We start from the raw sequence: 14,098 nt of genomic DNA on the forward strand, positions 1-14,098 counted from the left end.
TTCTACCGAACCAAAATATTGATAATATTTTTATGCCCTAATTTTTTGGTGTTTACTATATATTAAGTCGCAATAAATAAATACTAGTTTTAAAAATTTAAAATTTATATTTAATAAAACCAATATATTTATTTAATATTAATTATATATTTGATAGTTGATTAATTTATTAAAAAATAATTTATTTAATACTATTCAATAATCTTTTTACAAATTTTATAATAATTAGAATCAAATTTATTTACTTAAACTTAAAAGAAGTACGAGTTTTTTGTCTATAGCATTACCATTTTTTTTATAAATTATCTTACGTTCAATAATATTAGTAACCTTTCCAATGAACTTTCTATTTAGAAATGTTTTTTGTCTAGATATACTTTCATCATTATAAAATAAATATGTTTTATTTTTTTCCAAGTTTAAAAATTCTTTTTGTATACCATCAATTAAATTTTCGTCTATTTTTCAACTTGTAGGTGTATCTCAATAAAAAATTTTGTTCTTTTCATCAAAATAATTTCCACTATCAGAAAAAAGATTTGATTTAGTTCTATTTGCATCAATACAAAACAAATTCAACTCTTTATTATGCATAATACCTTGAACACCTTTCCCTTTAAAATTATTATCTGTAATATTTAAAGAACATAACGCCTGCATTTGTGAGTGATTTAATTCTACACCTATGAAAGAATCGACTTCCTCAGACAATTTATTATATAGTAATGTTTCATTTTTTAATTTGAACTTTAAAATAAATAATATTTCTTTTAAATTTATACTATTATTAGTTATAAAAATATTATTAATTGCTTGATCCAAATCATAATAGTAACTATCTGATTTTGAAGGTGCGTTATAAAAAGATCAAAGAATTATGTTTTTAATTAATTTATTTTTTGGAGTTTTTTTAGTTTCAATAAAACTAATTATTTCCATTATTAATTCTTTTATGTTAGGGAATAAGAAAGCTTTTAATATTGATATTTTTTTGTTATTTTCATCAAAAAAAGTTTTTTTATTTTTTAAATAAAAATCGTATATATCAACATTTTTTTCTATAAAATAATTCTCATATTCTTCAAAAGAGCCGTCTTCTCTATACTCTTGCAAAATAGATTTAAACAAATTATTTTTTTCGTACCTTTTTAATTTATTTAAAAAATCTTTTTTTTCAAGATTTGATAAATAAAAATTTGAATTACCCGGTGAAAAAGAATTGACATTATCAATAACTTTTTCAAGCATATTAATTTTTAAATTATTTGTTAAATTTAAAAATGGCATAAACGGATTAAACTTGTTATTTATGTTTAAATCAACATTATTTACAAAATCATAAATTTGAAGTCTTTTGTCTAAACTTTTACGTAAACCCCTACCAAGTTGCTGTAAATAAATAATTAATGATGTAGTCGGTCTTAAAAAGAAAATTACATCAACTTCGGGTATATCTACACCTTCGTTTAAAATATTCATTACACATAGATAGTTTATTTCTGAATTTTTAAATAAATCAATATTCTTATCTCTTTCAAAATTGTTGTGAGTAGTTATATAAGATGACCTTTCCCCTTTAGAAATTAAATAATTTGACAGCTCCATTGCATTTTGTGTTGATGAACAAAATAAAATTGCACGTACATCAGTTCTTTTTTTACCTAATCTTTTTATAATTGTTTTATATATAAACTCATATCTTTCAATAGTATTAAATTTTAACTCAAATTTTTTATCATTTATGCTTATATTTTCCAAATTTATAGAATCATCTTTGATAAAATAATAATCAAAATCAGATAACATTTCATTTTCAATTGCATCATACAGTCTTAATTCACATGCATGTTCATAATCAAAGTATTTATTTATATTAACACCATCTGTCCTTTCAGGAGTTGCTGTTAAACCGAATATTTGTTTTGCATTTTTAGTTATAGTTTCAAAAATTATATTAAATGTTTTAGCTTCAATATGATGAGCTTCATCAAAAATAACAATGTCAAAACTTTTTTTATCTAAGGTTTCAAGTTTATTTTGCAAAGTATCCTTGGTTATAAAGACATAATTTTCAAACTCTAAATTTTTATCTTTATTTCTGCTATCATATAAATCAATTCCAAAAGTATCATTCCCTAGTATATTACGAAATGTTTTTAAAGCCTGATCTAATATTTCTTTTGATGGTGCAACATATATAAAAGAATTTATTTTAATAAAACTTAATAGTTCCTTATATATAAAAGCTATCGTTGCAGTTTTTCCTGTTCCAGTAGCCATAACAAGTAAGTGCTTAATTTTTTGTAAATTTTTTATTCTATTTATAACTACATTTATAATATTATTTTGATATTCAAAAGGTTTATAATTAACTTCATTAAAAGACTTATTTTCAATATTATTATTATTATTATTTATAGTTAATAATTTTTGTTCTTTAATTATAAAGTCTGTTTCTCTTTGTAAATTTAATAATTCATTTATCCTAACTTCATCATTAATTTTAATAAAAGAGTTGTCATTTAAAAGTGTATTGAAGTCAAATAAAAACTGTTTTATAAGTTCTGGTTCTTTAAATTCACTAATTTTAACATTATATTCTTTTCCAGCTATTTGACCAGTTTTTGTAAAATTACTACTTCCAATATATAAACTACTAAACTTGTTACTTCTGTTAAAGTAATAAGCTTTTATATGTAACCTAGTGTTTGATTTTGTATATAAATTTTCAATGTAAACTTCAAATTTTGATTTATATTTTTTTTCTAGCTCAACTAACTGTTCAATTGCTAAAAACTTAGCTTGTCCATCATAAGTAGTTGTTATTATAATAATTTTAAAACGTTCAAATTTAGATTCATTTAAAAAGATTTCTAATCTATAAACCATTTCTGCGCTTATAAATGGCGAAATAATATAAACGAATTCCGAGCTTAAAAATTCTTTTTCTAATTCATTTCATATTTTTTTGGATATTAACTTGTTTTTACTTAAATTACTAATATAATTTTCAAGCTCAATGCCGATAGTTTTTGCTCTCAAGCTTATAAATTGCTCATCTGATACTAATTTTAAAATATTATTCATTAAATTTAATTTATCATTTATATTATCGATTGAATCTAGACGTATCTTAATATAATTACTTAACTGAATTGATAATCAATTGTTATCTACATCTTCGATTGAATCTATTTGTTTATCATTAAATAAATCTCTATAATTTTCTGTTAATAATATGTCTATTAAACCTCTTTTTCATTCTTTATTACTCATATAATTTAACCTCAATAGAAGTATAACAAAAAAATAACTATTATAAGTTAAATCATTTTAAGTATATAATTTAGTTAAAAAAAATATATATATTATTAAAAATTTAAAAGCTAAAATGATAAATATTACAATATAATTATAAAAAAACAGTATTTTTTAGATGGTGTGCAAATGAAAAGATGTAATTGATCAAACATAAGTCAAAAAATGACCAACTATCATGATAATGAATGAGGTGTTCTAAAAAATGATGATACTAAATTTTTTGAAATATTTTGTTTAGAAATTATGCAATCAGGATTAAGTTGAGAAATAATATTAAATAAAAGAGAATATTTAAAAGAGGCTTTTGATAACTTTGATTTTAATATAATTTCAAATTATAAGGAAAATAAGATATCAACTTTAATGGAAAATAAAAATATTATAAGAAATAATTTAAAGATTTTAGCTATTATTAATAATGCTAATAAATTTATTGATTTATTAAAAGAATATAATAATTTTAACAATTTTTTAAATAAATATATTGATAACTACCCTATTATTAATAACTATAAATTTGAAAATGAAATACCATCTTATAATGATTTATCTATTAAATTAGTAAAAGTTTTAAAAAATAAAGGTTTTAAATTTATAGGTCCAACTATTATGTATTCATTTTTACAAGCATCAGGAATAATAAATGATCATATTAGTAAATGTGATTTTAAATACATTAATTAATGATGTTTTTTATCTTTTTAATAAAAAAGGTTGTATAATTTTTTTATTACTTTATAATATATTACTAAAATAATTAATTAAATGTGTTATAATATTAGTGTATTTATGGAGGATTAATAAATTGTACAAATATAAGTTAGTTAAGGGTATTTTTTTGCTTATACTGTTAAGTTTATGATGAATACTTATTATTGTTTCATACAGTTACAATCTATTTAGTAATAATTTATTTCATTTAACTGATACGAACTTAAATATCGAAAGTGATAGTCCAGAAAATATAAAATACTACTTACATTATTTATTGTTAATGTTATTAATATCAACTGCATTATACGTATTAACTTCAATAATGTATTTTTTTAACTTTATTTTTAAAAAATATTTTAAAAATAAAACCTATTATTTTTTAAATGCAACTTATACTTTATATTTTATTTTAGCTGCATTAATAATAAGTTACTTTATATATATTTTAGATGATAGTTATAACATAACCTTTGAAAATTGAAATGATAATAAATATTATGATATAAGTTTTTTAAAAAAAATATTAAATATTATTAACATTGCATTAATTTGCTTTACAACAACATTTTTAATTAGTGTCTTTCTTCTAATAATAGATTTTTTTAGTTACGATAAACAATTAAAATTTTACAAACATTTGTTATTTATTAAAGATAAAAAAGCAATAAAATTTAATGAAAAAGAACTATCAAGTATAAGAAAATCTTATAGTTATTATTTAAAACATAAATTTATAACATATGAGAAATTCAACTTGTTAAAAAAAGTTGAATGAAAAAAAGAGTTTGATAATTTAGTAGTTCTACAAAATACAGAATTAGAAGAAATTATAAGCAATTACACTTATAATGAACACTTTATAGAGTTAAAAAAATATACTAATACTAATGAATTTATGATTTATATTGGTGATGAAAGACATGAAATTATATTATACCCATTTTATATAAAAGATATAACTCAATCATTTTATTATATTAATTTATCTATATATAATAGATTAATATTTAAAGCTGCTTATTATAAACTTGCAAGTAATATATCAATTACAATTGATTACAATTTGAGAGTTGTTAATAATAAATATAAAATTAACATATTAGAAGACTTTGAAATGTGTAAAATTTTATTGAAATTAACATCAGATTATTTGAATGACTTTTTGTGCATGTTATATAATAAATTGAGAAAGTTTGAAATTAATAAGTTTAAAGAGTTTTATAATATCTCAAGTTTAATTGATTATGGTGAAAGTTATTACAATGAATTTTTAAATGCTATATTTGAAAAACTCTACAACAAATATATTAATTACATAAAAGGAAATTCTATAGGAAATATCAATGATAAATCATTATTGGAAGCTTTTGATTATTTTGGGTTGACATTAGATACAAGCTATGATCAATTTAAAAAAAATTATAGATTATTTGCTAAAAAAAACCACCCTGATATTAATAAAGAAAAAAAATTAAAAATTGATATGACAGTTGTTAATAAATATAAAAATATAGTAGAAGAGTTTTACAAGCTAAAACATTAATTAAATAAAAAGACCAGTTTAATAAACTGGTCTTTTATTTAAAAATTTAATTCTTCAATATAAACTCTTATATTATGTAAAGCATTGTTTTGCATTTTTTCTCTAGCTATTCTAATCTCATCAACTTTTTTAATTATACTTTGCTCGCTATCTTTAATTCTTTCAAAACTATCTTCACATATTTTTAATAATTTTGGTAAATGTACTTCTTTTCAACTATTAAATCCTTTAATTTTTTCATCATAATCTGTTATATTTTTTTGCATTTCAAATTTATGTTCTAATTTAATTATACTTCTTATAATTTGACCAATAAATATAAAACTATCTGCATCACAAATATAAATATTTTGGCTTATATCAGATTTTTTAAAAGGTATTCCAGGATATTTTTTATTAAATGAAGTTGCTACAAGTATTCCGTATTTTGATCCTTGTTTAGCCATGTCTTCAATTAATTTTTTTTCTCAAACATTGCTTCACTCTGCGTTTTTTACTTCATAAACTATTTTACCTATTGTTTTATTATCTAAAATAACTTCTTGTAAATAATCTGCTTTTTTATCTTGTGAAGTTATTTTGATTACTTTGTCATCTTCAAAAACCTTTAAAAGTTCACCATAGACATCATGTTCAAAGTTTTCTCCTTTAATTTTATTTTGTATAACTTTATTGGCCATATTTGCCATTTCAAGTTCTTTAATTTGTTTATTATTAATATTGATTTCATTTTGATATTTAGCAGTTTCTTCTTGAAGTTTTTTAATAAACTCAGCTTCTTTTTTAGCAATTTCTTTTTCTAATAAATTATTACTATTAGATAATTCAGCTTTTAATTCAGTTATTATTTTTTGTAACTCATTTTCTTTTTTTAACACAGTTGAATTAAGTTCAGACTTATTATTCTGAACCAAGATTTCAAGTTTCTTAATTTCTTCTTTAAGATTGTCTATTTCTTTTTGTTTATTATTAGTTATTTCTAAAACTTTTTTATCAAGAATTGATTGTAAAGTTGATTTACTATTACTTAATTCAATTGTTTGTGCAGTTAATTTATTGTTTAATTCATCTAATTCTTTTTGTTTTAATATATTTAGTTCATTAATTTTTTCTGCAACTAATTTTTGAGATTCTAATTCATTATTTTTTATTATTGAATTTAAACTTGCTATATTTTCTTTTAAAGCATCTATTTCTTTTTGCTTTTCTTTTGTAATTGATATTTGTATTTCATTTTCTAATAATTTTAAGTTATTTTTATTATTGTTTAACTCAATTAATTGATCATTTATTATTTTATTTAATTTGTCTTTTTCTTCTTGAATTTTTAAATTAAATTCATTTTCTTTGATTGCTAGTTTTTTATCAAACTCAGTAGTTTGTTGTTTATTAATTTCAGCAACTAATTCACTTTTAATATTTTTAATATATTCATCTTTATGATTATCAAATATTGTTTTTAAACTAGATAGTATTCTTTCATCTTGTTTAAAATCAACATCTGTAATTTTATAATGACAATTTGGGCATTCAAAAACGAATGTCATTTTTATTCACTACCTTTCTATTTTATTTATAGAATTATTATTACAAGTAAGTATTTAAGCAGAAGTAACTTATCCCCCAAAGTATCTTTTATAATAATTAATTCCACTTATAGTATACTACAAATAAATAATTATAATATATTTATTATTGAGGTTTTTTAGATTTAATTAAATTTATTATTATATAAACTATTATGATTATACTTGCAGTCATTGCACAAGCATTTGCAATATATAACTGCATACTTTTTGTCAATAAACCAAAAGAAAATCATATTAAAGCGTTTAAAAAAGTTAATATAAACATAAACAAAGATAATGATTTAGTATCTCTTGTTTTTATTACCTTAAAAACTTGTGGTAATAACATTAATAAACTTGTTGTAAAACCCATTCAACCAATTATTTCTATTGCTAAATTCATTGCTACTCTCCCATTATTAAATTATAAATATTAAGTTTTAATTAAATTATTTAATTCACAAAATCATTTATACTAGATAACTTATAATTTATGTATAATTATATTATGAATAAAAATAATTTATTTGTCAAAATACAACTTAACAAAAAAGACTTTTGTTTAATGGTTGGAATACTAAGTTTTATTGCAAATATTTTTGTTTTAAATTTAAGAAATTTAAGCTATATAAATGCAATAATATATTTTGACATATTCATTATTTTTTTAAGTTTAATTATTACTTTAAAATCATTAAACAAACTATATACAGGCAAAAATTGTTATGATTATCATAATAGAACTTTAATACAAAAGTTATTATTAGCAAACTTATGTTTTTTATTAATTATATCCCTTACTATTATTTTAATTGCTTCAATAAGCATTAATCAAATGATAGATATGAAAGATACAATTTTTAAATTAAATTTAAAAAAAGCTCATTGAAAAAAACTTAAAGAAGTATTTGTTATTAATAAAGTTTTAATTTATTTTGTATGTTTAATATTATCAATATGTTTATTTACTGGTTATGCAATTACAATAAATGTTTATAACTTGATTAAAATTTTAAATAATAATATTAGAAAATTAGTTAAAAGAATAATTATTTTAACAAAAAATACATTATTAAAGCTTATTTTACTTGTTTATAAATTAGAAACTTACATTTTAATTGAAATAAAAGATTATTTAATTCAAATATTAAAATTGTTTAAAAATATATTTATAGTAAAAGTATTTTATAAGATAAATAGAATATATTCTTTTTATAAATGGAGCGTAATACCTTAAGTAAAATATATTTAATTTTTTTAAATTTTAATTATATATTACGAGGAGGATTTTAAATGAAAAAATTAATAAGAACACTTGTTGCCCTTACTTTTTTATCAACCCCAGTAACATCAGTTGTTGCTTGTGGTAAAAAAGAAAAAAATACAGGGTCAAACAACGAAAAAACATTAACTGATCTGCAAAATGATATGTTAGATGGAGCAAGTTTTTTATCAAAAATGATATTATCAGGAAGACATGAAAACCTGAATTATAATGTAAATGAAATTTTATCAATGTACTTAACCCCTATTCCAACTGCATTAATGATGCCAGTTAACTATAAGTTTAATAATGAAGACATTAATTTCACAACAAAACTAAATAAATATAAAAGCTTATTAGCACCTTCAATAAATAAAATAAATAATGATAATTATTCAGGGATATTTACTAGTTATGTAATGGGAATGTATGACAATGATTTCTATAATAACTTTTTAAAAAATGGTTATTTTGAAGATTCTTTTAATCAAACTGGTGGAAAAGGATTCAATAAAAAATCAGATAATGAGCTTGGAATCCTTGCTGGTTTTGATAAAGACTTAAAACTTTCAGAAGAAGAAAATAGAAAAAATCTAGCTTGAGCAATTCAAGATACTGGTGCACTAACAAACTATCTACTAGATAAAGGTTATGATGGTTCTTATCCAGGAGATACAAATGGAACAAGTAGTCCTAAAAGTTCTTCTAATGATAAAAAAGGTGGGACTAATGGTAGTGGTTATTTATATTACAATTCAGTTGTTTCCAAAGGAAAAGGTTCATATAATGCAAATAAAATTAAAAAAGAATTAAAAGACAAAATAGATGAAACTAATGTTTTTGAAAAAGCTAATATAACAAAAAAAGATTACTCTTCAAAAATTAATGGTTTATCATTTAATAAAACCGGTTCAATGATTGCAAATACTGCAGGAAACTTAAATGTTCAAGGATATATAAATAATTTCTCATCTATAATTGATGCTGTAAGTGAAAGTGATTTTGGAGCAGAAGCATTATTAAATGTATCAAATTATATGACTCCACTTTTAATTAAAAAAGGTGATACTTCATACACTATGATGCAATTAATAGCTACAAGTATGATTCAAAATATTCAAAATGTAATTAAAGATATTCAAGAAAATGAAGACTTTAAATTGTTTTTAAAAAATAAAGGTTTTGATGAAAATACGCTAAACATAACTTTCTCTAAGTTTGATGAAATTGGAGCAGGTGATTTTGGTATTCCAGGTTTTATAGAACCAAAATATAATAAGGCAAAAATAACAAGACTTTACGACAGAGATGAAAACTCTGAAGTAAGTCCATTAGATAATCTTAAAAATGTATCAAAATTTCTTAACGAATTAGCTAAATTACAAAAATCATTAACAAATGAAGAAGACATAAATAAACTATTGGTGGAATTATACACTGGAGAAGATTCAATATTTAATGATTCATATGGACTTATTATTAATGGTGCATTAACAATTAAAGGTATTGGTCAAGAATCATGAGTAAAATTAGTAGGCAAAAAAGCCGAAGGTGCTACAAATTTATTATCCCTATTATCAAATGTTTATAATGATTTATCAAAAAACGAAACTAAAGAATTATTATTAAGTGTTTCAAATAACGAAATATATAATAATAAAGCAATTTCTGATTTAAGTAGAACTGAAAAAATGAAACTAATTAAAGAATTAGGATATGATTACAATGAAAAAACATATACTGAAAACTCTTTCTTTAAAAACTACTATAATTCATTAAAAGATACTAACAAAGAAGGAGTTAAAGAAATAAACGACTTATTTAAGTATTTAAAAGAAGGTTTAAATGATGCGATGAATGAAGTTCACAATAAGGCATTACAATACATATATGATGACAAATATTGAAAAACTTCAAATGTAACTTTAAATGCCACTGATCCATCAGAATTAAATGCTAAAATGGAATTTACATTAGAGTACAATGGTATTGGAGATGCAGAATCAAACGCTGACTTACAAACTACTAAAATTGATGTTCCAAATAACTTTAATCCTTATCAAACAAAACTTAGCCATCAAGAAGATTATTTAAAAAATGAAGAATTAAATAGCCAAGTAGATAAAAATAAAGTTTCAGGTAAAGTACTTGGTAAAGAAAAACTTAATCTTGATGATAATGGGTTAATTAATTATGATGGTAAAGGTGAAAAATACAAAAATGTAAAACATAAATATAATATTGTATGACAAAACATAAGTAATAGTTCCGACAATCCTTATTGAGTTATTGTTGATGTTAAATCATATAATGAAAATGGTGAAGAATTCTATAACATATATTAAAAATAATAATTTTAAATTGATTAATAACATATTCTACATGCTGTCTTGAATATAATTCATAAAGTAAAGAATATGTTTTTTTATGTCGATTTTATAAAAGAAATATATAAATTTAAAAATAAAACATAAGTGTTTCAATATTATAGCAACCCTATAATTTTATGTATAATTAATATATGAACAAAAGAAACTTAGACACAAATAAAATCTCAATTAAAAAAGATATACTATATATTTTTATGATAGTTTTGTTTTTAACAAATATATGTGGTTTTGAAAATGGAACATCTAATCTTATAAATGTACTAATATATTTTGATATTTTTATTATGTTTTTATGTTTAGTTTTTAGAATTAAGTTATTAAAAAATATTTATAAAAATGTTAATACTATTTCAATTAATAACAAAAACATAATTAAAAATATATTCTTTATAAACTTATTTATAATTATAATAATTTTTTTATTGTCTTTATTGATAATTAATACAAGTGTCGAACAGTTAATTAATATTAGTGAAACTTTGAATAAATTTAAAATAAATCATAATTCAAATGAATATTATAAAAATTTATTTAAAATGAATATAATTATACTTTATATATTATGTTTAATATTTATGATAAACATTTTTATAAGTTATGCTATTGCAATAAATATGTATAACGCATTCAAAATATTCAATAATTATTTGAAAAAATTTATAATTTCTTTAGTTATATTAACTAAAAAGAGACTTTCTAGATTAATAGAAATTTTTTTAATTCTCAGTTTTTTATTAATACAAAAAGAAATTGTTTTAGTGATTTTTAAAATTAAACTATTTAAAGAGTATTTTTTATCAAATATATATTACAAAATAGTTCAAAACAATTCTTATTATAAATGAGTTTCAATACCTTAATTTTTATTTAATTATTTTAAAAATAAAAATTAGAGGAGATGAAATAAAATGAAAAAATTAATACGAACACTAGCAGTTCTAACTTTTTTTGCTACCCCTATTTCAACAGTAGTTGCATGTGGCAATAAAGACAAATCAAAAGATTCTGATAAAAATAATGGTAATGGAAATGAAGACCCAAATAACCCAATTGATCCTAACTTACCAAATGATTTAACTGAATTACAAAATCAAATGGTAGATGGAGCAAGTTTTTTATCAAAAATGATAGTTTCAGGAAGACATGAAAACTTAAATTACAATATAAATGAAATACTTTCAATGTATTTAACCCCTATTCCAACTGCCATGATGATGCCAGTAACTTACAAATATAAAGACAATGAAATTAATTTTGCTTCAAAACTTGAAAAGTATAGAAGTCTATTAGCTCCATCAATAAATAAAATAAATAATGATAATTATTCAGGTGTATTTGCAAGTTATATAATGGGAATGTATAATAATGATTTTTACAATAATTTCTTAAAAGATGAGTATTTTGAAGATTCATTTAATAAAACAGGTGGAAAAGGATTTAATAAAAAATCAGATAATGAACTTGGAATTCTTGCTGGTTTTGATAAAGACTTAAAACTTTCAGAAGAAGAAAATAGAAAGAATCTATCTTGAGCAATTCAAGATACTGGTGCACTTACAAACTATCTACTAAATAAAGGTTATGATGGTTCTTATCCAGGAGATACAAACGGAACAAGTAGTCCTAAAAGTGCTTCTAATGATAAAAAAGGTGGGACTAATGGTAGTGGTTATTTATATTACAATTCAGTTGTTTCCAAAGGAAAAGGCTCATATAATGCTATTAGCTCAAAAAAAACAATAATTGATAAATTAAGTATAAATGATACTTTTGAAGCTGCTAATCTTAAAAATAATGAATTCTCATCAAAAATTAATAATATGTCATTTAATAAAATTGGTTCAATGATTGCAAATACTGCAGGAAGTTTAAATTTAAAGGGTTATATAAATAACTTTTCATCAATGTTAGATAATGTTGATGAATCAGATTTTGGAGCTGAGGCCTTAATAAATGCAACAAATTACTTTACACCATTTTTAGTCAAAAAAGAAGATACTTCTAATACAAGAATACAATTAGTGGCTTTAAGTTTATTATTAAATGTTCAAGAAGCATTAAAAAATATTTTAAGTAATGACAATTTAAAAACATTTTTAATAGAAAATGGTTTTAATGAAACATTATTAAATAGTAGTTACAGTTTTAGTGAAGCAATATCTTCTTCCCAACTTATGTTTCCGAATCCTGAAACAGCAAAAATTACAAATATTTATAAAGAAAACTTAGAAAAAATAGACCCTATTGAAAACTTAAAAAACATATCAGACTTATTAAAAGAATTTTCTAAATTCCAAGTAAATCTAAAAAACCAAGAATTAATTGAAAAGTTTAAAAATGATTTTTTTATATATAAAAAATCACCATTTTATAAATCTTATTCGTTAATAATTGATGCAAATATTTTTTTTGTGGGAAGTCTTGGAGGTATCGGAGTTGATGGTTGAAAACAACTTGTTGGTGAAAAAGTTGAAGGAGGTTCAAATTTACTTAATTTATTGTCAACTACTTATAACAAGTTAGCTAATATTGACACTAAGGAAATCTATGAAAATATTTCTAACGATGAAAATTTTAAAAACAAAAACATTAGTGATTTAACAAGAAAACAAAAACTAAATTTAATTAAAAGATTAGGTTATGACTCATCAGAAAAAAAATATACAAAGGACTCAATTTTATATAATTCTTATAATCAATTAAAAAACTATGATAATGTTGGTGTAAAAGAATTAAATGAATTATTAGTCTATTTAAAAAATAGTACTAATGAATCTATGAAACCTTTACACGAACAAGTATTGCAATATATTTATGATGACAAATATTGAAAAACAACTGGTATAACTTTAAATGCCACTGATCCATCAGAATTAAATGCTAAAATGGAATTTACATTAGAGTACAATGGTATTGGAGATGCAGAATCAAACGCTGACTTACAAACTACTAAAATAGATGTTCCAGATAACTTTAATCCATATCAAACAAAACTTGAACATCAAAAAGAATTTTTAAATAATGAAGAATTAAATAGCCAAGTAGATAAAAATAAGGTTTCAGGTAAAGTACTTGGTAAAGAAAAACTTAATCTTGATGATAACGGGTTAATCAATTATGACGGTAAGGGTGAAAAATATAAGAATGTAAAACATAAATATAAATTAGTGTGACAAAACATAAGCAATAGTTCTGACAATCCTTATTGAGTTATTGTTGATGTTAAATCATATAATGAAAATGGTGAAGAATTCTATAACATATATTAATAAATGATAAGGTGAATGAAAACTCTTTT

Annotated in this window: 9 protein-coding genes; 6 read left to right on the forward strand and 3 right to left on the reverse strand. The window is 21.0% G+C overall.

All coding sequences use genetic code 4. The features are described 5' to 3' along the window. Positions 1-237: 237 nt before the first annotated feature. Complete coding sequence (locus STURON_RS03840) at positions 238-3,276, reverse strand: DEAD/DEAH box helicase family protein (RefSeq protein ID WP_075048565.1); 3,039 nt, start codon at positions 3,274-3,276, stop codon at positions 238-240. A 171-nt stretch (positions 3,277-3,447) separates the two neighbouring features. On the opposite strand from STURON_RS03840, the gene STURON_RS03845 reads away from it, so the two are divergent. Then, positions 3,448-4,005 (forward strand): DNA-3-methyladenine glycosylase I, encoded by a 558-nt coding sequence (locus STURON_RS03845; protein ID WP_075048566.1) that lies wholly within the window; start codon positions 3,448-3,450, stop codon positions 4,003-4,005. A gap of 121 nt (positions 4,006-4,126) precedes the next feature. Beyond that, a complete protein-coding gene (locus STURON_RS03850; protein WP_075048567.1) occupies positions 4,127-5,578 on the forward strand; it encodes a hypothetical protein in 1,452 nt (483 codons plus the stop codon). A gap of 38 nt (positions 5,579-5,616) precedes the next feature. Here the strand turns inward: STURON_RS03850 and STURON_RS03855 are convergent, their stop codons facing one another. After that, positions 5,617-7,125, reverse strand: a complete 1,509-nt coding sequence (locus tag STURON_RS03855; RefSeq protein WP_075048568.1) for a DUF2130 domain-containing protein — start codon at positions 7,123-7,125, stop codon at positions 5,617-5,619. A gap of 145 nt (positions 7,126-7,270) precedes the next feature. Continuing rightward, positions 7,271-7,549 carry a SemiSWEET family sugar transporter gene (locus STURON_RS03860; protein ID WP_075048569.1) on the reverse strand — a complete coding sequence of 93 codons (279 nt, stop codon included), beginning with the start codon at positions 7,547-7,549 and terminating at the stop codon, positions 7,271-7,273. A 105-nt stretch (positions 7,550-7,654) separates the two neighbouring features. Here STURON_RS03860 and STURON_RS03865 point away from each other — a divergent pair, with 105 nt between their 5' ends. The 4 genes from STURON_RS03865 (at position 7,655) to STURON_RS03880 (ending at position 14,069) form a co-directional block, all read left to right on the forward strand. Continuing rightward, entirely contained in the window at positions 7,655-8,383 is a 729-nt protein-coding gene (locus STURON_RS03865; RefSeq protein WP_144416197.1) for a hypothetical protein, read from the forward strand. A gap of 56 nt (positions 8,384-8,439) precedes the next feature. Further along, positions 8,440-10,755, forward strand: a complete 2,316-nt coding sequence (locus tag STURON_RS03870) for a hypothetical protein (RefSeq protein WP_075048571.1) — start codon at positions 8,440-8,442, stop codon at positions 10,753-10,755. A 176-nt stretch (positions 10,756-10,931) separates the two neighbouring features. Further along, complete coding sequence (locus STURON_RS03875) at positions 10,932-11,660, forward strand: hypothetical protein (protein ID WP_075048572.1); 729 nt, start codon at positions 10,932-10,934, stop codon at positions 11,658-11,660. Positions 11,661-11,708: 48 nt separating this feature from the next. After that, the gene (locus STURON_RS03880) at positions 11,709-14,069 is read left to right on the forward strand and encodes a hypothetical protein (protein WP_075048573.1); all 2,361 of its coding nucleotides are present in this window, start codon (positions 11,709-11,711) and stop codon (positions 14,067-14,069) included. Positions 14,070-14,098 lie beyond the last annotated feature (29 nt).

Origin of the sequence: Spiroplasma turonicum (assembly GCF_001262715.1) — a bacterium.
GTDB classification, from domain to species: Bacteria; Bacillota_I; Bacilli_A; order Mycoplasmatales; family Mycoplasmataceae; genus Spiroplasma_A; species Spiroplasma_A turonicum.